Annotated in this window: 23 protein-coding genes and 1 tRNA gene; 21 read left to right on the plus strand and 3 right to left on the minus strand. The window is 67.9% G+C overall.

Annotated elements, in window-relative coordinates:
* Positions 1-58: 58 nt before the first annotated feature.
* The 19 genes from VKN16_04020 (at position 59) to VKN16_04110 (ending at position 16,708) form a co-directional block, all read left to right on the plus strand.
* Positions 59-412, plus strand: coding sequence for an NADH-quinone oxidoreductase subunit A (locus VKN16_04020; protein ID HME93371.1), 354 nt, complete (start codon positions 59-61; stop codon positions 410-412).
* Positions 403-1,041: an NADH-quinone oxidoreductase subunit B family protein gene (locus VKN16_04025; GenBank protein ID HME93372.1), complete on the plus strand. Its 639-nt coding sequence runs from the start codon at positions 403-405 to the stop codon at positions 1,039-1,041. Before VKN16_04020 ends, VKN16_04025 begins: the two co-directional genes overlap by 10 nt.
* A gap of 4 nt (positions 1,042-1,045) precedes the next feature.
* Positions 1,046-1,498: an NADH-quinone oxidoreductase subunit C gene (locus VKN16_04030; GenBank protein ID HME93373.1), complete on the plus strand. Its 453-nt coding sequence runs from the start codon at positions 1,046-1,048 to the stop codon at positions 1,496-1,498.
* 10 nt (positions 1,499-1,508) lie between these two features.
* Complete coding sequence (locus VKN16_04035) at positions 1,509-2,144, plus strand: NIPSNAP family protein (GenBank protein ID HME93374.1); 636 nt, start codon at positions 1,509-1,511, stop codon at positions 2,142-2,144.
* A 166-nt stretch (positions 2,145-2,310) separates the two neighbouring features.
* Positions 2,311-3,471: an NADH-quinone oxidoreductase subunit D gene (locus VKN16_04040; protein HME93375.1), complete on the plus strand. Its 1,161-nt coding sequence runs from the start codon at positions 2,311-2,313 to the stop codon at positions 3,469-3,471.
* 102 nt (positions 3,472-3,573) lie between these two features.
* The gene (nuoH, locus tag VKN16_04045) at positions 3,574-4,563 is read left to right on the plus strand and encodes an NADH-quinone oxidoreductase subunit NuoH (protein HME93376.1); all 990 of its coding nucleotides are present in this window, start codon (positions 3,574-3,576) and stop codon (positions 4,561-4,563) included.
* Complete coding sequence (locus VKN16_04050) at positions 4,556-5,164, plus strand: NADH-quinone oxidoreductase subunit I (GenBank protein ID HME93377.1); 609 nt, start codon at positions 4,556-4,558, stop codon at positions 5,162-5,164. Before nuoH ends, VKN16_04050 begins: the two co-directional genes overlap by 8 nt.
* Positions 5,161-5,655, plus strand: a complete 495-nt coding sequence (locus tag VKN16_04055) for an NADH-quinone oxidoreductase subunit J (GenBank protein ID HME93378.1) — start codon at positions 5,161-5,163, stop codon at positions 5,653-5,655. The genes VKN16_04050 and VKN16_04055 overlap by 4 nt, the downstream gene beginning before the upstream one ends.
* Position 5,656: 1 nt before the next feature.
* Positions 5,657-5,956: an NADH-quinone oxidoreductase subunit NuoK gene (gene nuoK, locus VKN16_04060; protein ID HME93379.1), complete on the plus strand. Its 300-nt coding sequence runs from the start codon at positions 5,657-5,659 to the stop codon at positions 5,954-5,956.
* Positions 5,957-5,962: 6 nt separating this feature from the next.
* Positions 5,963-7,798: an NADH-quinone oxidoreductase subunit L gene (gene nuoL, locus VKN16_04065; protein ID HME93380.1), complete on the plus strand. Its 1,836-nt coding sequence runs from the start codon at positions 5,963-5,965 to the stop codon at positions 7,796-7,798.
* Between the two features lie 8 nt (positions 7,799-7,806).
* A complete protein-coding gene (locus VKN16_04070) occupies positions 7,807-9,357 on the plus strand; it encodes an NADH-quinone oxidoreductase subunit M (protein ID HME93381.1) in 1,551 nt (516 codons plus the stop codon).
* 11 nt (positions 9,358-9,368) lie between these two features.
* Complete coding sequence (locus tag VKN16_04075; protein ID HME93382.1) at positions 9,369-10,781, plus strand: NADH-quinone oxidoreductase subunit N; 1,413 nt, start codon at positions 9,369-9,371, stop codon at positions 10,779-10,781.
* Between the two features lie 175 nt (positions 10,782-10,956).
* Entirely contained in the window at positions 10,957-11,895 is a 939-nt protein-coding gene (locus VKN16_04080) for an AIR synthase family protein (protein ID HME93383.1), read from the plus strand.
* 1 nt (position 11,896) lies between these two features.
* Positions 11,897-13,492, plus strand: a complete 1,596-nt coding sequence (gene ggt, locus VKN16_04085; protein HME93384.1) for a gamma-glutamyltransferase — start codon at positions 11,897-11,899, stop codon at positions 13,490-13,492.
* Complete coding sequence (locus tag VKN16_04090) at positions 13,492-13,995, plus strand: hypothetical protein (protein HME93385.1); 504 nt, start codon at positions 13,492-13,494, stop codon at positions 13,993-13,995. Before ggt ends, VKN16_04090 begins: the two co-directional genes overlap by 1 nt.
* Before the next feature lie 35 nt (positions 13,996-14,030).
* Positions 14,031-14,894 carry a DUF4392 domain-containing protein gene (locus VKN16_04095; protein ID HME93386.1) on the plus strand — a complete coding sequence of 288 codons (864 nt, stop codon included), beginning with the start codon at positions 14,031-14,033 and terminating at the stop codon, positions 14,892-14,894.
* Complete coding sequence (locus VKN16_04100; GenBank protein ID HME93387.1) at positions 14,891-16,225, plus strand: aminotransferase class III-fold pyridoxal phosphate-dependent enzyme; 1,335 nt, start codon at positions 14,891-14,893, stop codon at positions 16,223-16,225. The genes VKN16_04095 and VKN16_04100 overlap by 4 nt, the downstream gene beginning before the upstream one ends.
* Positions 16,226-16,229: 4 nt before the next feature.
* A complete protein-coding gene (locus VKN16_04105; protein HME93388.1) occupies positions 16,230-16,556 on the plus strand; it encodes a hypothetical protein in 327 nt (108 codons plus the stop codon).
* A 76-nt stretch (positions 16,557-16,632) separates the two neighbouring features.
* A tRNA-Phe gene (locus tag VKN16_04110) sits at positions 16,633-16,708 on the plus strand.
* A 509-nt stretch (positions 16,709-17,217) separates the two neighbouring features.
* Here the strand turns inward: VKN16_04110 and VKN16_04115 are convergent.
* A complete protein-coding gene (locus VKN16_04115; protein ID HME93389.1) occupies positions 17,218-17,817 on the minus strand; it encodes a hypothetical protein in 600 nt (199 codons plus the stop codon).
* Positions 17,818-18,542: 725 nt separating this feature from the next.
* Positions 18,543-19,145, minus strand: coding sequence for a DUF4239 domain-containing protein (locus tag VKN16_04120; protein ID HME93390.1), 603 nt, complete (start codon positions 19,143-19,145; stop codon positions 18,543-18,545).
* Between the two features lie 1,090 nt (positions 19,146-20,235).
* Here VKN16_04120 and VKN16_04125 point away from each other — a divergent pair.
* Positions 20,236-21,150 (plus strand): hypothetical protein, encoded by a 915-nt coding sequence (locus VKN16_04125; protein HME93391.1) that lies wholly within the window; start codon positions 20,236-20,238, stop codon positions 21,148-21,150.
* 358 nt (positions 21,151-21,508) lie between these two features.
* Here the strand turns inward: VKN16_04125 and VKN16_04130 are convergent, their stop codons facing one another.
* Entirely contained in the window at positions 21,509-22,582 is a 1,074-nt protein-coding gene (locus tag VKN16_04130) for a trypsin-like peptidase domain-containing protein (GenBank protein HME93392.1), read from the minus strand.
* A 303-nt stretch (positions 22,583-22,885) separates the two neighbouring features.
* On the opposite strand from VKN16_04130, the gene VKN16_04135 reads away from it, so the two are divergent.
* A complete protein-coding gene (locus VKN16_04135; GenBank protein HME93393.1) occupies positions 22,886-23,221 on the plus strand; it encodes a hypothetical protein in 336 nt (111 codons plus the stop codon).
* Positions 23,222-23,685: the final 464 nt, after the last annotated feature.

Genomic DNA, 23,685 nt, shown 5'->3' on the forward strand with positions numbered 1-23,685 from the left:
TTATACTTCGCGGGGTTTGTAGGCATCCGGATCGAGGAACAGTGGCAGGGAGGCCGTGTTGTCAGGGTATCTGCCGGTCATCATCTATCTGGGTTTGATCGTGGCGTTCGCGGTGGTGTCGCTGGGCATGGCCAAGGTGCTCCGCCCGGCCCGGCCGTACGCGTCCAAGATCGAGAACTACGAGTGTGGGGCCGAGCCGATCGGCGAGGCGTGGGTGCAGTTCCCGGTCGGCTTCTATCTGGTCGCGCTGATCTTCATCGTGTTCGATGCGCTGGCCGTGTTCCTGTTCCCGTGGGCCCTCGTCCTGCGCCCTCTCGGGCTGCCCGCCATGGCGACCATGGGCCTGTTCGTCGCGATCCTCTCCCTGGGCTGGGTGTATGCCTACAAGGAGGGGATACTCGAATGGAAATAAAGGCGCCGACCCCACAGATCCCGCCGGCGGTCTGGACCGAATTCAAGGACCTGCAGGAGTGGGAGAAATACCGGCAGGAGAGGCCGGAGGGCGACAAGCACTCGGCCTTGTTCGAGAGTGTCGCCGAGGGCATCCACCAGTTCCCGGGCGGCTTCGTGGTCACCAGCGTGGCCGACGCGTTTCTCAACTGGGCGCGGAAGTCGTCGGTGTGGCCGGTGACCTTCGGCCTCGCGTGCTGCGCGATCGAGATGATGGCCACGTTCGCGTCGCGCTTCGACGTGGAGCGGCTCGGCATGGTGCCCTGGGCCTCGCCGCGGCACTCGGATCTGATGATCGTCTCCGGCACCGTCACCATCAAGATGGCCCCGATGCTCAAGCGTATCTACGACCAGATGCCGGATCCGAAGTGGGCGGTATCGATGGGCTCGTGCGCCAACTCGGGCGGCCCGTTCCGCCACGGTTATCACGTGGTGAAGGGCGTGGACCGAGTGATCCCGGTGGACGTCTACGTGCCGGGGTGCCCGCCGCCCCCCGAGTCTCTGCTGAACGGGCTGCTGCTCCTGCAGGAGCAGATCACGTACTTCCGCAAGACGGGAAAGCGCGCCGCCCCCACCGAGAAGGTCGACTGATCGCGTGAGCCACGACCAGGCGCGGGTCCGGATCCAGGAGCGCTTCGGCGTGGCCGCCGAGGGCGACGGGCCCCTTCTCGCCGTATCCGTGCCGGCCGACCGGTGGGTCGAGCTCGCGACTTTCGCCCGGGACACGCTGGGCTGCCTCTACTTCAACTTCCTGAGCGCGGTGGACTGGAAGGAGCAAGGCCTCGAAGTGGTGACGCGCGTCGAGAATCTCGACGTCGGGCTCGCGGTCATGATGAAGACGCGCCTGGGCCCCGGCCAGACGGAGTGCGCGTCGCTGCAGCCGCTCTACCCGGGCGCCGACTGGATGGAGCGCGAGTGCTACGACATGTTCGGGATCCGCTTCGCCGGGCATTCCGATCTGCGTCGCATCCTGCTGCCCCAGGACTGGGAGGGCCACCCGCTGCTGAAATCGTACGCGGTGGACACGCCACACCCGCCGTATCGCTGAGGAGGGCGCCATGATCTACGAGCTGCGCACGTACACCTTGATGCCGGGCAAGCAGGCGGAGTACCTCAAGCTGAACGGCGAGATCGGCCGCAAGATCCGCGGCGACAAGTACGGCAAGCTGGAGGGCTACTGGTCCACCGAGTTCGGCACCCTCAATCAGCTGGTGCACCTGTGGAGCTACCCGGACCTCAACGAGCGCGAGCGGCTGCGGGCGGCGCTCGCCAAGGACGAGGCGTGGACCAGGGAGTACATCCCGAAGATCCGGCCGATGATGCTGACGCAGGAGAACAAGATCCTCTCGGCGGTGGTGCCGATGACCCCGCCGTCGGACACCGGCAACGTGTACGAGCTGCGCTGGTACCGCGCCCACGTGGGCAAGCTCGGCGAGTGGCTGGGTCTGTTCAAGGAGATCCTGCCCTTTCGCGAGAAGTTCACCCGGCGGGTCGGGGTATGGCAGACCGAGGTCGCGCAGCTGAACGAGGTCGTGCACCTGTGGGTCTATCGCGACCTGAACGACCGGGCGGCGGCCCGCGGCAAGATGGCGCACGAGCCCGAGTGGCAGACGTTCCTCGGCAAATCCACACCGCTGCTCGCCACCATGCAGGCCATCGTACTGCAACCCGCGCCGTTCTCGCCGATGCGCTAAGAAAACGGCGCGCAAGCGCCCACTCTATAGAGGTCGTCGCTTGCGACGACCGTCAGAACAACGAGGCGGAAGAGAGAGTCGCCCGAGGCCTGACACCGACACTGGTCGTCGCCTGCGACGACCGTCAGAACAAAGAGGCAGAAGAGAGAGTCGCCCGAAGGCTGACATGGATCCGGAAGCCAGGAAAGTCATCGAGCTGGGCTACGGCGGCAGCGAGCGCCTCACCATGAACATGGGGCCGCAGCACCCGTCCGCCCACGGCGTGTTCCGCGCGATCCTGACCCTCGAGGGCGAAACGGTGGTGGCGGTGGACGCGGTGATCGGCTATCTGCACCGCTGCCACGAAAAGCTGGGCGAGTCGCTGACCTACACCCAGTACCCCTCGATCGCGTCGAAGACCGACTACGTGGCCGCGATGACCAGCGAGCTGGCCTACGTGCGCGCGGCCGAGATGGTGGGCAAGGTCGAGGTGCCGCGGCGCGCCCAGTACCTGCGGGTGATCATGGCCGAGCTGCAGCGCATCGCCTCGCATTGCCTCTGGCTCGGTACCTGGTGCCTGGACATGGGCGGGGCGCTCGGCGGCGGGGCCACCGTCTTCCTCTACTGCATCCGCGAGCGCGAGTGGGTCCTCGACCTGTTCGAGGCCCTGGTGGGCGCGCGGCTACTCTACGGCTTCCACCAGGTGGGCGGCACGCGCTACGACATTCCCGCCGGCTGGGCCCAGAAGTGCCGCGAGACCATCGGCCTGATCGAGCGGCGCCTCGACGAGTACGAGGACATGCTCGAGCGCAACGCCTTCTTCCTGGCCCGGACCCAGGGGGTGGGCGTCATCTCGCGCAACCTCGCCCAGACCGTCGGCGTCTCCGGGCCGCTGATCCGGGGCTCCGGGGTCAGCTACGACATTCGCCGGCTCGAGCCCTACTCCTCCTACGAGGATTTCGACTTCAAGGTGCCGGTGGAGACCGCCGGGGACTGCTACGCGCGCTACCGGGTGCGGATGGTGGAGTTCCGCGAGTCGATCAACATCGTGCGGCAGGCGCTGGACGGCCTGCCCGAGGGCCCCGTGTCCTCGCGACCGGGCGTCAAGTCGGTGGGGCAGGTGCGGGTGGCCAAGGGTGAAGGCTACGCGCGGGTCGAAGGCGCCCGCGGTGAGGTGGGCTGCTACCTGGTCTCCGACGGCAGCGCCAAGCCCTACCGCATGAAATGGCGGGGGGCGTCGTTCTCGAACCTCTCGATCCTGCCGCACATCCTCATCGGCTGCAAGGTCGCCGACGTGGTGGCGATCATGGGCTCGGTGGACCCGGTCTTCGGCGAGGTCGACCGCTAGCATGGGACGCCTGGTCCGCGGACCGGAGGAGTGCGGGGGCCATGTCGAGGCCACCGCATACAACAGTGGCCCAGTCGAGGCACCGATCAGCCGGGTGCCCAGATGATCGGGGAGGTGTTCAACGCGTTCGTCGTAGGGTTCATCGTTCTCAACGTGATCATCGGCATGGTGACCTACGTCACGCTGCTGGAGCGCAAGTTCGCCGCGCGCATGCAGTCACGCATCGGTCCTTATCGGGTGGGTCCGCACGGTCTCCTGCAGCCGATCGCGGACGCGGTGAAGCTCATGATGAAGGAGGACGTGGTCCCGCGGCTGGCCGACCGCTCGGTCTACAACCTCGCCCCGATCGTGTTCCTCGTGCCGTGCATGTTCATCTTCGCCACGCTGCCCTTCGCCCCCGGCCTGGGGATCGCCGACCTCAACATCGGGATCCTCTTCTTCCTGGCGGTGTCGGCGATGGAGATCGTCGGCCTCTTCATGGGCGGCTGGGGGTCCAACAACAAGTACGCGCTGCTCTCCGCGATGCGGGCGGTCAACCAGATCATCTCCTACGACCTGCCCTTCATCTTCGTGGCGCTCGTGCCGGTCCTCTTCGCGGGCTCGCTCCGCCTCTCCGACATCGCGACGGCCCAGGGGGATCTCTGGTACGTGGCGTGGTTTCCGTTCGGGACGCTCGCGTTCCTGTTCTACGTGGTGGCCACGCTGGCCGCGGAGAACCGCGTGCCGTTCGACATCCTGGAGGCGGAGTCGGAGCTGGTGGCCGGTTTCCGCGTCGAGTACTCGGGCATGAAGTTCGCGCTGATCCAGCTCGGCGAGTACGCCCACATCATCGGCACCTCGTTCCTGGGGGCGCTCCTGTTCCTGGGCGCGTGGGGCGGGCCGTGGGCGGATACCTCGCCGTGGTGGGGCGCGCTCTGGTTCCTGCTCAAGGCCATGTTCGTCTTCCTCCTGGTGACCTGGATCCGCTGGAGCTTCGTGCGCATCCGGGCCGATCAGATCCTGGCCATCTCCTGGAAGCTCCTGCTGCCCGCCAGCCTCCTGCTGCTGATGGCGACGGCGCTCCAGGTGGTGCTGACGAGCGGCAATGGCTAGACGGCTCGGCGACAGCTTCTGGGGCGATCTCTACGACCTGGTGCGGGCGGTCGCCCGGGCCATGAAGGTCACCCTGATCAATCTGATCCGCCGGCCGGTCACCGTGCACTACCCGGACCAGGTCCGCGCGTACCCGGATCGCTACCGCGGGCTGCTCGCCCTGACCTACGACAAGGAGACCGGCGAGGAGAACTGCATCGGTTGCCGGCTGTGCGAGTACATCTGCCCGCCCCAGGTCATCAAGGTGGAGATGCTCAAGGCGGAGAAGCGCAACTACGCCAAGACGTTCACCCTCGAGCTGTACGCGTGCGAATTCTGCGAGCTGTGTGTGCAGGTGTGCCCCACCGACGCGATCATCATGATGAAGTCGTTCGACATGTCCACGTCGGACCGGCGCGAGCTCCTGCTGGACAAGGACCGGCTCCACCAGATCGGCCTGCGCTTCGAGCCGTCGTGGGCGACCGGCAACCTGCTGCGCGACATGCAGACCCCGCCGAAGGCCCCGCGCCCCGAGGCGGAACCGGCCAAGGCCGGCGGACCCGCGAAGGCGGCGGAAGCGGGCACGGCGTCGGCCACCAAGTCCGGAGGTGGCGCCGAGTGATCCTCGAGCCGATAACCTTCTGGGGGCTGGCGGTGGTGCTGCTGGCCTCGGCTCTGGCGGTGGTCCTGACCCGGAATCTCTTCCACTCGGTGCTGTACCTGGCCCTGATGCTGACCGCCACGTCCGGGCTCTTCCTGTCGCTCGACGCGGAGTTCCTGGCCGCGGTCCAGCTGCTGCTGTACGCAGGCGGCGTGGTGACGATCGCGGTATTCGCCATCGTGGTGACGGAGCGGCTGGTCGCGCATCGGATCACCCAGTCGAGCCGGCAGATCTTCACCGGGTTCATCATCTCGGGCGCGCTGCTGGTGGCGCTGCTGGTGGTCTTCCGCCGGGCGCCGCTGACCATCTCGCGGCCCGCGGTGACCGAGGAGCTCACCGCCGCCATCGGGGAGAGCCTGCTCACCACGTACGTGCTGCCGTTCGAGCTGCTGGGCGTGCTCTTGCTGGCCGGCCTGCTCGGGGCGCTGTACTTCGCGCGGCCGGACGACTGAGATGACCCTGCAGGCCTATCTCACGCTCTCGGCCATGTTGTTCTGCATCGGCCTGTTCGGCGTCATGACCCGGCGCAACACCATCGGCATCCTGCTCGGCATCGAGCTGATGCTCAACGCGGTCAACATCAACCTGGTGGCCTTCGCCCGCTTCCGGGCCGACGTCGCCGGCATGGTCTTCACCGTGTTCACCATCAGCATCACGGTGGTGGAGGTGGCGCTCGGCCTCGCCCTCGTCATCCTGATCTTCCGCCTCCGCCGCACCGCGGTGGCGGACCACCTGGACCTCCTCAGGGGATAGCCCGGCATGGCCGCGTCCGGCACCTTCGCGCTCGGGGCCTGGCTGGCTCCCGGCATCGCGTTCCTGATCCTGAGCCTGGCCGTGCCGCTGCGACGCTCCGGGCGGCCCGCCGCCGCGGTGTCCATCGTGTTCTCGGTCGGCGCGCTGCTCGCCGCGGTCTGGTCGTGGCGGCTCGCGGTGCCGGACATGGCGCGCCGGGTGCTCTGGGACTGGATCCCGGTCGAGGATGCGGTGCTCACCTCGGTGGGGGTGCTCGCCGACGCGGATTCCGCCCTGATGCTGATCCTGGTGGCGCTCATCTCGTTCCTGGTCCAGGTCTACTCGGTCGGCTATCTCTCCGACGAGCCGCCGGCCTCGCTCGGACGCTACTACGCCTACCAGTCCCTGTTCGCCTTCTCGATGATGGGCCTGGTGCTGGCTCCCAACTTCGTTCAGCTGTTCATCTGCTGGGAGCTGGTCGGGCTCTGCTCGTACCTGCTGATCGGCTACTGGTATCAGCGCCCGGAGGCGGCGCGGGCCGCGGTGAAGGCCTTCTGGATCACCAAGGCGGGCGACGTCTTCTTCCTGATCGGCATCGTCATGCTGTGGAGCCGGACCGGCACCTTCGACTTCTCCGAGCTCTTCGAGATGGCCCAGGCGGGCAGCGAGGTGCTGACCGGCCTCGGCCTCGTCACCTTCTTCATCTACCTGGGCGCGGCCGGCAAGTCGGCCCAGTTCCCGTTCCACATCTGGCTGCCCGACGCGATGGAGGGCCCCACGCCGGTGTCGGCCCTCATCCACGCCGCCACCATGGTGACCGCGGGCGTGTACCTGCTCTTCCGCACCGCGTTCCTCTTCGAGCAGACGCCCGACGTGCTCGCCGCGGTCGGCTGGAACGGGGCGTTCACCGCGCTGCTCGCGGCCACGCTGGCGTGCGGGCAGCGCGACATCAAGCGCGTGCTCGCCTACTCGACCGTCTCGCAGCTGGGCTACATGATGGCGGCGATCGGAGCCGGGTTTGCGAGCGCCGGGTTCCTGCACCTGCTCACCCACGGCGTGTTCAAGGCGCTGCTCTTCCTCGCCGCGGGGGCGGTCATCCACGCGGTCGGCAGCAACGACATCTTCGCGATGGGCGGGCTCGCACGACGCATGCCGCAGACGCTGGCGGTGTTCCTGATCGGCACGCTGTCCCTCGCGGGCATTCCCTTCTTCGCGGGCTTCTTTTCCAAGGAGGAGATCCTGGGCTCGACCTACGTGGGCGGCCTCACCATCCCGTTCGCGATGCTGGTACTGGCCGCGTTCCTCACCGCCTTCTACATGTTCCGGGTGGTGTTCATCGTCTTCTTCGGCGCCCCCGCCCACGGCGACCATGCCCACGACCCGCCCGCCGTCATGGCCGTGCCCCTCTGGATCCTGGCCGCGCTGGCCATGGTCATCGGCATCGGGCTGCCGCGGGTCTGGAATGTCGAGCCGGAGCTGGCCCCGCCGGGCTGGCTGGCCGGGGTGGCCATCGCGGTGGCGGTGGCCGGCATCGTGCTGGCCTGGCTCGTGTACGGGCGGCGCCTGATCAGCGCGGACTGGCTCTCCCGGCGCTTCGCGGTCATCGGCGAGGCCGTGGACGAGCGCTTCTGGCTGGACGACGCGTTTGCGCTGGTCTACCGCCAGGGCATCCTGGGCCTCTCGCGGATCGTCGGCTGGGTGGACCGCTACATCGTCGACGGCATCGTGAACGTGCTCAGCGCGTGGACGCTCACCGTGGGCGACCGGCTGCGACGCATCCAGACCGGCCAGGCCCAGGACTACATCTACGGCGTCGCCCTCGGCGTGCTGCTCCTGATGGTCTGGATGCGCTGGCCCCGATGAGCGCGGCGATGCCTCTCGGCCTCAGCAGCTTCCCGGTGCTGTCCATCATCACCTGGTCGCCCTTCGTCGGGGCCCTGCTGATCATGTTCCTGGCCCGGCGCAACGCGCTGCTGGTGCGCTGGCTGGCGGTGGCCTCGACCGCGGTGTCGCTGATACTCACCCTGGTGATCTACGTGGCCTACGACCGGGAGGCGGCCGGCTTCCAGTTCTACGAGGACGTGCCGCTGGTGGCGCCGCTGGGCATCAACTACCAGCTCGGCATCGACGGCATGAGCCTGCTCATGCTGCTGCTCACCTCGATCATCATCTTCGCGGGGGCCTGGGCCTCCTGGACCGTGAAGGTGCGCAGCCAGGAGTTCTACGCCCTGCTGCTGGTGCTGGTGACCGGGGTCTACGGCGTCTTCGTCTCGCTCGACCTGTTCGTGCTCTTCCTGTTCTACGAGATCGCGGTGCTGCCGATGTACCTGCTCATCGGCATCTGGGGCTCGAGCGGCGAGGTGCGCCCGCAGGGCATCTTCGGCTGGGCCTTCGGCCGCACCGGCGTCGGCACCAAGGAATACGCCGCGATGAAGCTGACCCTCTACCTGCTCTTCGGGTCCGCCTTCATCCTGGTCGGCATCCTCGCCCTCTACGTGGCGAACGACTCGTCGTCGTTCTCGTTCCTCGAGATGGAGCTGGGCCAGTTCGATCCGCGGCTGCAGTCCTGGGTGTTCCTGGCCTTCTACGTGGGCTTCGGCATCCTGGCCGGCATCTGGCCGCTGCACACCTGGTCGCCCGACGGCCACGCCTCCGCGCCCACCGCCGTCTCCATGCTGCACGCCGGCGTGCTCATGAAGCTCGGGGCCTACGGGGTGGTGCGCCTCGGCATGGGGCTGCTGCCCGACGCGACGCTGCAGTGGTCCTGGCTGGTCGGCACGATCGCGTGCATCAACATCGTCTACGGCGCGTTCTCGGCCATGGCCCAGACCGATCTCAAGTACGTGATCGCCTACTCCTCGGTCTCGCACATGGGCGTGGTGATGCTCGGCGCGGCCACCCTCACCGAGGTGGGGCTCAACGGATCGGTCTACCAGATGTTCGCCCACGGGATCATGACCGGCCTCTTCTTCGCCCTGGTCGGCCTGGTCTACGAGAAGGCCCACTCGCGCGAGATCTTCAAGATGGGCGGCTTCGCGCGGATGATGCCGGGGATCGCGACCGCGTTCACCATCGCGGGCCTGTCGTCGCTCGGCCTGCCCGCCACCGCCGGCTTCGTGGCCGAGCTCCTCACGTTCCTGGGGGCGTGGCAGTCGTCGTACTCGTGGTGGCTGATCCCCGCGGTGGGCGGCGCCTATCTCACCGCGATCTACGTGCTGCGCGTCACCAAGCAGATCTTCTGGGGGCCGCCCTCGCCCGATCCGCACTTCCAGAACTTGCCGGACGCGCGAGGCCCGGAGTGGGCCGCGCTCTGGATCCTGGTGTTCGTGATCGTGCTCTTCGGGGTGTGGCCGTCGCTGGCGCTGGCCCCCGTGGATACCGCCACGATGCCGCTGCTGAACCGCCTCTGGGTGCTCCAGTGAACGGGTTCGACGTGAGGAGCGCGCTCGGGATCGAGATCGGGCTCGCCGTCCTCATGCTGATCGTGTTCCTGGTCGGCCTGGTCATGCCCGCGGGCGACAAGCGGCGCGTCGGGGTGCTCACCGCGATCGGCCTGGTGATCCTGCTCGGGATCTCCTGGCGCGCCGAGGCCGGCGCCGAGATCTTCAACGGCGCCTTCGTGCAGGACGAGCTGGCCCTGTTCGCCAAGCGCCTCTTCATCGTGGCGACCCTGATCGGCGTGCTCGCCTCGCTCCCGTTGCGGGCGGTCGCCTTCGCCCGGCGGGCCACCGAGTACTATGTGGCCATCCTCGCCTCCCTGCTCGGCATGCTGGTCCTGGGCTCGGCCCGCGACCTGGTCCTGCTCTTCGTGGCGTTCGAGCTGATGTCGATCCCGCTCTACTACCTGGCCGGCTTCCTCAAGCGCGAGCCCGAGGCGGTGGAGGCGGCGCTGAAGTTCTTCCTGGTGGGCACGGTCTCGTCCGCGGTGCTGATCTACGGCCTCTCGTTCCTGTACGGCATCGCGGGTACGACCGACATCCGCGGCGTGGCGACGGCCATGACCACGGGCCATCCGATGCTCCTGCTGGGCATGCTGCTGGCTCTGGGCGGCCTCGGGTTCAAGATCGCCGCGTTCCCGTTCCACATGTGGGTGCCCGACACCTACGAGGCCGCGAGCACGCCGTTCGTGGCCTGGCTCTCGGTGGCCCCGAAGGCGGCCGGCTTCATCGTGATCTTCCGGCTCTACCTCGAGGGCATGGGTGACCGCGTGCTCTTCTGGGTTCCCGCGGCGACGGGGCTCGCCGCGGTGACGATCATCGGCGGCAACCTGATGGCGATCCCGCAGCAGAACATCAAGCGCCTGCTCGCCTACTCGGGCGTGGCCCACATCGGCTACATGCTGGTGGGCTTCGCGGCCGTCTCCGCCAACGGCGTGGCGATGATGCTCTTCTACCTGGTCGCGTACCTGTTCGGGAACATGGGCGCGTTCCTGGTGGTGGAGGCGGTGGCGCAGGCCGAGGGCTCCGAGGGCATCGCGGCGTACCGCGGCCTCGCCCAGCGCTCGCCCATCCTGGCGCTGAGCATGCTGCTGTTCCTGCTCTCGCTCGGCGGCATCCCGTTCGTGGCCGGCTTCTGGGCCAAGCTCTACGTCTTCTGGGCCGCGGCGGAGCAGGGCCTCTACTGGCTGGTGCTGCTGGGCGCGGTCCTGACGGTCGTCGCGCTCTTCTACTACCTGCTGGTGGCCAAGCGCATGTACATCGACGCCCCCGACCGCCGCGATCCCATCCCGGTCGCGCCGCTCCTGTCCTTCTGCATCTTCGTGTGCGTGCTCGGCGTCGTGCTCGCCGGCATCTACCCCAGGCCCCTGGTCATCGCGGCCCTCCGCGCCGCCTCCCCGCTCTTCTAGCGTTGGCGACCCTCTCCCCCCCGGCGGAGAGGGCAGGGTGAGGGAGCGGTGGATCGGCATCACCGCGAATTTGTTGGGCTATACTACGGGGGCCATGCCGGCCCTACCGGTCGGGAAGCTCCCACCGCAGCTGCTCGGTCGCCTCCTCGGCGCGCACGCGCCGGCGGATTCGCGCGTGATCGTCGGACCGCGCCTGGGCGAGGATGCCGCGGTGCTCGACATGGGCGATCGCTACCTGGTGGCCACCACCGATCCCATCACCTTCGCCACCGACGAGGCCGGCTGGTACGCGCTGCACGTCAACGCCAACGATCTGGCCGTGCGGGGCGCGTGCCCGCTCTGGTTCCTGGCCACCGTGCTGCTGCCCGAGGGCGCGGCCACCGAGGCTGCGGTCGAGCGGCTCTTCGCCGACATCGGGGAGGCGTGCGCGGAGCTCGGCGTGTCGCTCATCGGCGGTCACACCGAGGTGACGGCCGGCCTGCCGCGCCCGATCGTCTCCGGCTGCATGCTGGGTGAGGTGGCGAAGGACCGCCTGGTCACCACGGGAGGGGCGCGGCCCGGCGACACGCTGCTGCTCACCAAGGGCGTGCCGCTCGAGGGCACGGCGATCATCGCGCGCGAGCGGGCCGCCGAGGCGGAGCGGCGGGGGGTCGCCGCCGACGTCGTGAAGCGTGCGCGTGACCTGCTGCGGCGGCCCGGCATCAGCGTGGTGCCCGAGGCGCGCGCAGCCTGCGCGGCCGCGCGGGTCCACGCCATGCACGACCCGACCGAGGGTGGCGTGGCCACCGCGTGCTGGGAGCTGGCGCAGGCCGCCGACGTGGGCGTGCGCGTCGATCGCGAGCGCATCCCGGTATTGCGCGAAGGCCGCGCGCTCTGCGAGGCGTTCGGGCTCGATCCGCTCGGCACCATCGCGTCGGGCTCGCTGCTGCTCGCGGTGGCCGCGTCCGATGCCGAGCGCGTGGCCGAGGCCTGCCGCAGCGTCGGCGTCGACTGCACGGCCATCGGGCGTGTGACCGAGGCCTCGCAGGGCGTGAGCCTCACGTCCGGCGGCCACCCGCGCCCGATGCCCACATTCCCCCAGGACGAGATCACTCGCCTCTTCGCGGAGAGCTAAGATGCCCCAGATCGGCTACGCGCACCGCCAGGCCCCGATGGGCCGTCGCGGCATGGTCGCCTCGTGTCACCCGCTGGCCTCGCTGGCCGGGGTAGAGGTGCTGAAGTCGGGCGGCAACGTGGTGGACGCCGCCATCGCCACCAACGCGGTGCTCGCGGTCACCCAGCCGAACTTCTGCGGCGTGGGCGGTGACATCTTCTGCCTCTACCACGAGGCGGCCACCCGGCGCGTGCACTACCTGAGCGGCGCGGGATGCTCGGGCTCGCGCGCGAGCCTCGACGAGCTGAACCGGCGCGGGCTGAAGGCGGTGCCCAACATCGGCCCCGGCTCCGTCTCGGTGCCCGGGGCGACCCGCGGCTGGCGCATGCTGCTCGACCGCTTCGGCACGCGGCCGCTCGCCAGCCTGCTCGAGCCGGCCATTCACTACGCGGGAGAGGGGTTCCCGCTGTCGGACGTGGTCGCGCAGGCCATTCGCGAGAAGGCGCCGATGGTGGACGATCCGGAGTGGCATCGCGTGATCGCCCTCGACGGCCGCTTCCCGAAGACGGGCGACTGCTATCGGCAGCCCGATCTGGCGCGCACGCTGACCGAGCTGGGGCAGGAGCCGGAGCTGTTCTACAAGGGACGCGTCGCGCGCTCGATCGCCCAGCGGATGCAGGCCGAGGGCTTTCTCACCGCAGATGATCTGGCCACCCACGAGGGCGCGTGGGGCGAGCCGATCTCCTCGACCTATCGCGGCTACACCATCTACGAGACGCCGCCGCCCACGCAGGGCCTGGCCGCGCTGCTCACCCTGAATCTGCTGGAGGCCTTCGACCTCGGCCGCTACGAGTTCCACTCGCCCGAGCACCTGCACCTGCTGATCGAGATGACCAAGCTGGCCTACGCCGATCGCGACCGCTGGGTGGCCGATCCGTTGCACGAGCGCGTGCCGGTCGAGACGCTCATCGGCAAGGCGTACGCGGAGCGGCGCCGTCTGGCCTTCGATCCCGGGAAGGCGCAGTGGCACAAGTGGGGCGAGATCGACGGCGACACCACCGGCTTCGTGGTGGCGGACGGGCAGGGCAACGTGATGAGCGTCATCCAGAGCCTCTACAAGTCCTTCGGCTCGGCGGTGGTGGCGCCCGGCACCGGGGTGGTGCTGCAGAACCGCGGGGCCTACTTCAATACCGATCCGGGGCATCCGAACTGCTTCGGACCCGGCAAGCGCCCCTTCCACACCCTGATCGCGTGCATGGTCACGCGGGGCGATCAGCCGGTGCTCGGCTACTCGAACATGGGCGGCGACGGCCAGGCCATGTTCCACACCCAGTCGCTCACCAACGCGCTCGACTTCGGCATGGAGATCCAGGAGGCCATCGAGCGGCCGCGCTTCGTCGCCGGGCCCATCGATCCGGGTGACGTCGTCGACCAGGTGCGCATCGAGAGCCGCGTGCCCGAAGCAGTTCGCGACGCGCTGACCCGGAAGGGCCACCAGATCACGCCGGTGTCGGACTGGTTCATGCGCATGGGCCACGCCCACGGGATCACGCTCGACCACGGGACGCTGCGCGGCGGGGCCGATCCCCGGGGCGACGGCGCGGCGATCGGCTTCTGATGCGCTCGATTCTCGCGCTGGTCGTCTTTCTCGCGCTGCCGATCGCGTGGCCCCCGTCGGCGCCGGCCGAGGAGTGGGGCGGCATCGAGCCCGGGGTGACCATCGCCGACGCCGTGCGCGCCCGATACGGAGCGCCCACCAAGGAATCCCGGTCGAAGGTCGAGGGCTACGATACGTCGCAGTGGGTCTACGAGGGGGCGCAGGCGCCGGGCGGTATCCAGCGGATGACGATCGAGTACGGGCTGCTCACCCCGCAGGGCTACAAGCCGACGGTGGTCCGGGTCGTCCGCCTCGAGCCCAAGTCCATGGTCTTCGGCAAGAACACGATCGTGCAGGGGTTCGGGGTCCCCGACAACGTGGTCAGCCAGAACGACCAGGAAACCTACTTCTACAAGTCGGGGCTCATCGTGACCTTCAACAAGGAGGACACGGAGGCGGTCATCCTCAATTTCATGCCGCCTCAACCCGACCGGCCGCCTGCGTCAGCCGCGCCGAAGCGCTAGCCTGGCCCGCCCGGACCGCGATGATCGATCAGTTGATGGCGCTGGATCCGGGCGGCCGGGGCATCGCCGCGTTCTTCGTGCGCGGAGGCGCCACCGCGGCGGCCCAGGCGCTGCGGAAGAGCCGCCGCGTGCTGCTCACCACCGGCTTCGCGGTCGGCCCGGGACTGCCCGAGACGGACGGTCCGCCGGGTACCGCGTGCCTCGGACGCGCGCTGCGCACGCTCGGCGCGCAGGTGGGCTACATCACCGACGCGGTCGCGGTCCCGCCGCTGCAGGCGGCGTTGAAGGTGCTGGGCGAGCCGGCGACGGTCGAGACCTTTCACGTGCCGCACCGCCAAGGCCCCGGCGCGGCGCGCGAGATCGCGCGGCGGCTCCTCGCCGAGCAGAAGCCCACGCACCTGGTGGCGATCGAGCGGCCCGGCCGCGCCCGTGACGGACACTACCGCAGCGCCCGCGGCCGCTCGCTGACGGAGTGGAACGGCCCGCTCGACGAATTGTTCCTGGCCGCGCCCCGCCGGGTGGTCACGATCGGAGTCGGGGACGGGGGCAACGAGGTCGGCATGGGCGCGGTCCGCAGTCGCGTCGCGCGCGCCGGCGGCGTCTTCCCGCAGATCGCCTCGGTCGTCCCGGTGAAGCATCTGGTGGTCGCCGGCGTGTCCAACTGGGGCGCCTACGGCATCGTGGCCGAGCTGGCCCGCCTGGCCGGCCGTCCGCTACTGCACACCGGCGAGGAGGAGCAGGCGATGGTCCAGGCGTGCGTGGACGCGGGCGCGGTCGACGGCCTCACCCTTCGCCCCGAGCCCACGGTCGACGGCTTGCCTTTGCCCGCCCATGTCGGCATGCTTGAGCTGCTGCGAGTGCTGGAATCACCTCGTCATACCGGAGGCCCGAGCAAATGAGCGCTGCCCAGTCCGTGATCGAGACCTACAAGGCCATGCATCCCCGGTCGTCCGCGCTCTACGAGCGCGCGCGGGCCATCATCCCGGGCGGGGTCACCCACGACGGCCGGCACATGAAGCCGTTTCCGGTGTACGTCGACCGGGCGCTGGGGTCGCACAAGTGGGACGTGGACGGGCACGAGTACATCGACTACTGGATGGGCCACGGGGCGCTGTTCCTCGGGCATTGCCACCCGGCGGTGGTGAAGGCCATCCAGGATCAGGCCGCGCGCGGCACTCACCTCGGAGCCAGTCACGAGCTCGAGGTGCGCTGGGCCGAGCTGATCGGCAAGCTGATTCCCTCCGCCGAGATGGTGCGCTTCGCGATGTCCGGCACCGAGGCCACGCATCTGGCCCTCCGGATCGCGCGCGCCTTCACCGGGCGAAACAAGGTCGTGAAGTTCCAGGGCCACTTCCACGGCTGGCACGACGGGGTGGTCGCGGCGGTGAATCCGCCGTACGAAGTGCCCATGTCGGCCGGCGTGCCCACCTCGGTGCTCGATCAGCTCCTGGTGTGCCCGCCCAACGACATCAAGGCAGTCGAGACCATGCTGGAGCGCGGTGACGTGGCCGCGGTGATCCTGGAGCCGGCGGGCGGCCAGTCCGGCACCACGCCGACGATCCCGGGCTACCTTCAGGAGCTGCGCAGCCTCACCACGCGGCACAACGTGGTGTTGATCTTCGACGAGGTCATCACCGGGTTCCGCTATTCGCCCGGCGGGGCCCAGGCCTATTTCGGGGTCACGCCCGACATGACCACCCTGGCCAAGATCGTGGCCGGCGGCCTGCCCGGCGCCGCGGTGGTCGGCAAGAAGGAATTGCTGTCGATGATGGCCCACCGCGGTGATCCCGTCTTCGACCGCAGCCAGCGCGTGGCCCAGAACGGCACGTTCAACTCGAACCCGGTCTCGGCCGCCGCGGCCATCGCCACCCTCGAGCTGGTCAGCGACGGATCGCTCCACGCGCGCGCCAACAAGGCGGGCGACGAGCTGCGCTCGGGCCTGTCCGACGCGATGAAGCGCACGGGCGTCCCCGGCACCTGCTTCGGCGAGGCGTCGATCTTCCACGTCTCGTTCGAGGGCAAGCCCGGGCTGGCCGGCTTCGACCGACCGCGCCGAGGCGATCTCTATCACTTGCTGCGCTGCGCACTGCTGAACAACGGGGTGGACTGCGCCAGCCACCACGGCTGGATCTCCGCGGTGCACAGCGACGCCGACATCGAGCGCAGCATCGCCGCCCACGAGAAGGCCTTCCGCGAGATGGCCGCCGACGGCGTCTTCAAAGGCATGTAGATCGGTGGACGAGACGCAGCGCCGGGCCAAGCTCCAGGAGCTCCACGACCTCGCCCAGGGCTCGGAGGAGTTCGACGGCGGCGTCACCTGGGAGCCCGAGAGCGAGGCGCTCGTGGTGGGCAACTGGGCCTTCTTCGCCATCGACGAGATCGGCGACCTCGCCCTGTCCTTCCATCTCGACTCGCACCCGGTGGCCGTCGCCCGTCTGACCCGCTTCCTCGTCCAGCACGACGTGCCCTTCGTCCTCCACGAGGCCTTCACCGTCGACGACGACGATCGCATCGTCTTCGAATCGGACACCGGCGCCGAGTTCGAGGACGGCAAGCCCTAGCTCCGGATCGGGCAAGACGAGGGCCCGTGTCCGTGGACGGGGTCTCCTCGTTCTGCTATCCTCGGAAACTCGTGGTGGGCTGGTAGCTCAGTTGGTAGAGCACAGGACTGAAAATCCTGGTGTCGGCGGTTCAATCCCGTCCCAGCCCACCATTTGTTTCCTGCATTGCGGGAGACTTGCACGCTGAATAGTTTCTCGCAGCCACTCCATTGGAGGCGGATTTAGCTACTAGCCCTCCTGCGAGCGGTGTTGCTCGGCTTTTGATTACTGACCAAGCCGGAAGAGTGGGAAGCGAAGCGACATTTCGACGTTCCCGCCCAACTGGACGACGCGGCGACTGAGGCTTCGCCAGCTGCCGCATGCTTCGCGGGCTCAAAAAGCGGGGTGGCTTAGCGTAGACTGGTGCGCCCGTCGTCGCCCCCCAACCGGCAGCTCGAGTACTCCGACGCCACGATCGAGCACCTCGCCGTCCAGGATCCGCCGCGTGCCCCGCCTGCGCTCGGTGCCCTGCGTCGGCCCTGCCCTGTCACGTGAGTACAGCTCGGGCGAGGTCCAGCGGCGCGGCCACTTGCTCACTCGCTGGCTGCTGATTCAGGCCGTCTGACGAAACGGCCCCGCTAACCGCCTGAATCCTGCTCTGGCCGACGGAACGAACAGAGGGTCAGCTGCTCAGCTTCTGTCCCAGATCTGCGATGCCGTCCCCGAGGCCCTTGAAGAACTTCCCGACCTCGTCGGTGCTCACCTTGCCGGCCTTCTTGAGACCGTCGACGGAGGCCTGCGTGCCCTCCTGCAACTTGTTGCCAGACCACTTGGCGGCACCCTCCACGCCGGCGCCGGCCTTCTTGAGCGCGGCGGTCGCATCCTTGCCCGATTCCTGGGTCTGCTGCGCGGTCGCGTGCCAGGCTTTGGCGAGCGAGTGGTCGACCTGGGCGAAGGTCTTCTTCAGCTGGTCGCCAGACTTCACGGTGCCCTTCTTGACATCTCCGCTCAGCTTGCTCAGCTGGTCAGCGGCCTTCATCACACCTTGCTTGGAGTCCTTGGAGACCTTGTCTGCCTCCTTGCGCACCCAGGACGCCGCCTTCTGGATGTGCTCGGACGCCTTGTTCATGTCGCCCTTGACGAACGACTCGTGAGCACTGGCCATGCTCTTGTCGGGCTCGCTCGCGAAATCGCTGGGGGCCTGGGCGTAGACGATCGGGACGGCGGCCATCAGCGCCGCGACGAGGAATGCGCACCACACCGACGAGAATTTCGTCGTCATCTGGTTCCCTCCATTTGTCTGGGTGTCGTACCCGTCGGCTACCCAGTGAACAGCCTGCTCTGACCGATCCCCCACGGGGATCGTGCGCCGTGGAGGTCGCGTCGTCAAGAGTTTGGAGTAACGGCCACTAGGCACGTCGCTTGCGCACTCCCAGATGGCATAGACGCCCCGGGGCCGCGCTCGCGATGGTCTTCCTGGGCGCCTCGCTCACTGCCTGCACCAGCATGGGACTCACGATCATGGCGCGTCTCGGGCTCGACGGAGATCGAACAGGACCTGCCGGAGGAAGAGGGTATACAGCCTCACCTCAGTCCCGTCGAAGGCCTGTGCCACGTCGAAGACGTTGCCGATGTTGTTGGAGAGGATCGCGACCGGAAGCCCAGTTGCCGGACACGCCGAAGCTGAGCACTGGAAGGCCGGCGAGCGTCGACGGCGTGACACCCAGCGCGGTGAGGCTGGTTCTCGTGCCGAACCAGTCTCCGGTCATGCCGGGTCCTTGGAGCCACCTATCGACCCAGGACGAAGACTCGCCGTCGGCGACCGGCTCCGCGTGGACTGCGCTCCAGAACACCGGTGCGGTCAGCAGACCCAGGATCCAGACCGGCAGCACGTGAACACGGTGAGGCAACATTTCGAAAAAGACGAGCACACGAGAAGCGTGAGCACGGGAGGCCAGCGGGACTCGGGAGAGGTCTCGGCTGGCCCGTTCATGGACATCGTCCCGCTCACTTGAGGCTATCTCGCACTTCCACCAGCGCGTGATCCATGGAGTCGAATCCGACAAAGCCAAGGCGCGGGAACTCGAGCTCGAGGATGACGAACACGGTGCCGGCCATGATCACCGCGAATCCGAGCATGTGCGTCCAGCTGCGCCTCTTCCCGGTGGCCGTGCTGTAGCCTGCAAGCAGCGAACCGGTCAGCGGCAGGATCGCGAGCATGATGAAGATGATGGTTGGCGGATGCATTCGGGTGGCCATGGTGCGGGTCGTGGCGATGTTGAACATCTCGTTGAGCGGCGGCAGGAGCAACATGATGGCGTGCTGACCGTCCTCCGTGCGCAGTGCCGCCACGGCTTGTGCCCAGATGTCCCCTTGCAGCGCCGTGGCCCGGTGCAACTCCACCACGGCCGCCTCGACGTCGGGGAGCTTCCGGTACACGGCCAGCCGCTCATCCACATACCGACGGAAGCTCTCGCGCAGGGCCGGTTGTGCAGTTTCCGGCAGCATGTCGATGCGCCGCCATGCAGTGGCGATAGCGTTGGCCTCCTGAACGATCAACTGCCGCCGCGTATCGAGTCTGGACGCCGCCCCGGAGAAGGTGAACGCCACGACGAGCCCCATCAACCCGAAGACGGCGCTTTCGAGGACTCCGAATCCGGCCGGCCCCCCCTCCTGGTGCCTCGCTAGCCATCGGGCCCCCAGCCTCCGTCCGATCTCCAGAAACAGGAGCATCGACGCCAAGAGGCCCAGGGCGGACAGGCTGGCCAAGAATGTCTCACGCATCGCTACGGCCTCGCTCCGTCCCAGTCGCGGACTATGGCTCGAAGGTGAACGGCCGGCGCCCTGTCATCAGAGGAATGCCTCGGGCTTGCCGGCCTTGTCGTCGTTCAAGAGGAGCCTGGGCTCCCTTGATCAGAAACGGCCGGCCCTTGCCGTCAGAGGACAGCCGAGCTCAACACCCTCGCGCCCTCCGGCGGCGGTCGCCCCCTCGTGGGCTTCATTCCCGTGACGTAATCTGCCAGCCTCGGACGCCGGTCGCCTCAGGAGGCTCCTGCCACAGCGATCGGCGCTCATCGCCTCAACAACGGCGAGTCCCGTCCTCTGGACAAGAGCCACATCCGGAAGCCGCAGTGCGAGCCCGCCGCGCTCCGTTGCGCGGATCCGGCTCGGTGTCATGATCGCCTCCTTGTCGCCCCGCGAGGTTCAGTTGTGGCGGCCTCGGGTGTTCGCTACAGAACGCATTGCCGGATATCCTCGGCCCCCACGGCGAGCGTTCAATAGGACCTTGGTCCTATGTACTCGCTGGCGGCAACGGGCTGACTTGCTACATGGCCGCTACATTGGAGTGCCGGTCCCGAGACACGGCAAAGGCCCGGAACTTCACAGCCACTCCTGGGCTCGGCAAGAGCACCGCGGCCAACCCAATGTCCACCAGGCACGAAGCCACGCTACCGCACGCCGCCGTGCCACCGCGGATTGCACGTGGCGACGCCGCAGCCGCCAGCCCACCTTGCGCTGACTAACTGCGCGTGAAGTCGATCGAGCGCGGCTCGGGCGCGCCGAGGCCTGCAAGGTCATCGTGCGGGGGGCGCTCCCGCATCCCTGTCCTGTCGCAGAAAACACGTGTGGCACGGCGCTTGCCGACGAGAGGAGTCAACGAACGCGGGCCACGCCAATGGGGCGAGAAAGGACAACGACCATGCTCTCGCATACCTACTCGTACGACGAGTGCCTCCACAACTCCCTCAAGGTCGCGTGGAAGGAGGAGGACGTCCTGAGGAACCGGGACTTCGACTACTCGAAGCGCTTCCTGCCGAACCGGCTGTCGGGTGTCGATGAGATCACCTGTCTGAACCAGGATGAGAAGCGCACGCTGAACCAGATCATCGGCAACGCGTACTGCCACATCTTCGCCTTCGTCGAGGAGTTCATCGTCCCGCAGACGCTGCAGGAGGCGCAGCGCGACGTCTACGGCGAGGAGGCGCGGCTGCGCGCGCTGATCCGGTTTGCGGAAGATGAGACCAAGCACCAGCAGATGTTCCGGCGCTCGATGGCGCTGTTCGAGAAGGGCTTCGGCATCGCCTGCGGTGTCATCCCGGGGCGGGAGGAGGTGGCCAAGGTCGTGCTTGGCAAGTCGCGGCTGTGCTCGCTCTTGCTGACGAGCATGATCGAGTGGTTCACCCAGCTCCACTACGTCGAGCACGTGCGCTCGGACGAGCAGCTCGACGGGCTCTTCCGCGATCTCATCAAGTACCACTGGATCGACGAGGCCACGCACGCCAAGCTCGACTCGCTGCTGATCAACGAGATCTGCGGGCCGCTCAGCCTCGCGCAGCGCGAGCACGCCGTCGAGGAGCTGCTCGAGCTCGGCGGCGCCGTCGACGGGCTCCTGTCCCAGCAGGCGGATCTCGACATCGAGAGCCTCCAGCAGGCGACGCGCCGGACCTTGACGGAGCCCGAGCGCGCGGAGATCAGGACGAACATCCAGCGCGCTTACCGATGGACGTTCCTCGTCTCGGGTCTGCGGCATCCGACCTTCGTCAAGATCGTCGGCGAGCTGACCGAGCAGGGACAGCGCCGCCTCGAGGCGGCCGCGGAAGCGCTCTCCGCGTAGCGTCACCTCCGGCGTGGCGTGCTATCGTCGCGGCGGGACGTCGCCCGATGCGGAGCCCCGTCGACCGCGCGTCGCAGCCGTGCTCGGCGCCGGCGGTCTGAGGTGCCTGGCCGGATCGCGCTCTTCGAGCTCTTCGGCGCGCAATGGCGTTCGCGTGACGTGTCGAGTGCCGCCGTCCCGATGACTGGGCTTTGACGACACCCGGGAGGAGGCGGACCGGCTGGTCAGGGAGCACATCGCCACCGATCGCGAGAAGTCCCACGCCGTGACGATTGGCGCTCCCCGGGTGCGTAGACAGCGGCGCTCATCCGTCTCTTCCCCTTCGGCCGACGCGGGTCGACGGGGAAGGTCACGTGCGTTACTGGCTCGTGCCCGTGAGTTCGATCACCTTGCCGGCGCGGAGCACGTTCATCTTGAACGGGGCGCCCGGCGTCACGGCGGCCAACGTGTTGCGGATCTTCTCGATGTTCTCCTCGGACACCACGGGGATGTCCTCCACCGAGAGGATGATATCGCCACCGACGGGGACCTCCTTCCCCCCGATGGTGACGATCCCGTCGCTCCCCTGCAGGCCCGTGTTCCACGCCACCGAGCCCTGGGCAACCGTCTTGACCAGGAACCCGGCGGGCGCCGGGACGTTGAAGACCGTCGCGAGGCGACCCGTCAGGAGCACCCCTTGGAGGGCGCCCCAGAACACCTTCCGGGGGACCAAGAGGTTCTGCGCGCTCTTGATCGTCACGATGAAGCCCAGACCCTCGCTGCCGCCGGACTTTGAAATGTTCTGGCTGACGATGCCGATGACCTCGCCCGCCATGTTGAACACCGGGCCTCCGGAGTTCCCCGTGTTGATCGTGGCTGTGGTCTGAAGGAACTCCGCCAGGGGCATGTCCGGAAAGATGGTGTTGGGAGGCCAGCGGGCGCTGATCCAGCCCACGCTCATCGAATAGGCGAGCCCGTAGGGGGCGCCGACGATCATGACCTGCTGGCCGACCCGCATGGTGTCGGAGTCACCCGTCCGGGCCACCCGCATGGCCTTGGTCACGCGCTCGAGCTGCAGGAGCGAGACATCAGCAGCCGCATTGGCCGAGATGATGGTCGCCCCCACGACCTCGCCGCCGATGCCCTCGACGGTGATCTCGTCCATGCCGTTGACGACGTGGGCCGCCGTCATCACCCTGCCGTGTACACCGTCGTTGGAGATCAGGACACCGGAGCCTGTCTCGTTGAAGTGGGTGATCCCCTCAGCGCCAACGTCCCGCCCCTTGGCCCGCACCACGACGACGGTCGGGCTGACCCGGGTGAAGAGGTCGTCCAGGCTTTGGCTCTGGGATTGGCCTGGCACCTGGGTCCGGCCCGGGGCCTGAGCCTCGACCGCCTGGCCGACGGCCGGCAACATGGCGGCGGCGAGTATCACAGCGTGCACCTTCTTCACGGCGCCCCCTGGGTGGACCCTTGGTTCGTGCACTGGAGTAGAGATGCCGAGGTTCCTGCCAGCCCGACGCCTAGCCTCCCGGTCGGACTTCGGCGAAGTGTGGCCCATGACCCGACGCCGTGCCATTGGACCTTAGTCCAATTTGGACGATTCATCCTGTTCCGATCTGTTCAACTCAGCCTGCCTTCTCCTCCCGATTCGCTCGCTCCCGCTCGCTCACTGATGTCATGAGAACGGCCTGGCGTTGCTGGTAGGGTCAACGGACCCGATGATGACAACGTCCGCCAAGAGGAGGCCACGCTCATGACATCGGTGGGATGCGACCTGCACACGCGGAAGCAACAAGTCGCGGTCCTCGACACGGCAACGGGAGAAATGCTCAAGGCAGAGCTCGCGCACGCCGGCGATGCTGTCGAGTGGTTCTACGTCGCGCTGCCCCGCCCCGTCACGGTGGGCATCGAAAGCACTGGCTACGCGCTCTGGTTCCACGCCTTTGACGGCCTCGCCCACGACCAGGGTGTGGCCCAGGCGCTGCATCAAGATCCGCGCCATGATCGTCCGCGGACGCTGCTCTCATCATGCTTCGCGATGAGATCGACTATGACAAGTTCTGCCGACGCGGTCGGGCCGTGCGTGTGACACAGGAGGGTGTCCGCAGCCCGGCGTAAGACATCGGACGCCTCCTGTTCCGGGTCCCGTCCGGGGCCTACGTTCCAGTGCGGGCGTTCTCGGGGTGATTGATGGTCTACCATGACCGACTTACTGATTGGGGCGCCCACCCTCGGCGATCAAGACGACCGCCGACGTTCGAACACCACATCATGCACCGCTCCGGTGTACCCGAATGGATGGCTGATGGCCGTAGCCGCGACTGAACCCGACCACGTCTCGATCTGGGGACCGAGACCACGGCCGAAGACTGCGTTGACTCACCGGCCGTTCTCATGGATCGATCACCTGATCCGCCCACTGCAGGAGCGACGGCGGGATAGTGAGGCCGAGGGCCTTGGAGATGGGGCGAATCGGGACTAAAGGTTAACAATCACGAAGCAGTGGCTTTGGGCGTCGCCCGTCTTTATGCGACCCAGAAACACCACGCGAAG

The sequence above is a fragment of the Candidatus Methylomirabilota bacterium genome, from assembly GCA_035315345.1.
In the GTDB taxonomy this organism is placed as follows: Bacteria; Methylomirabilota; Methylomirabilia; order Rokubacteriales; family CSP1-6; genus CAMLFJ01.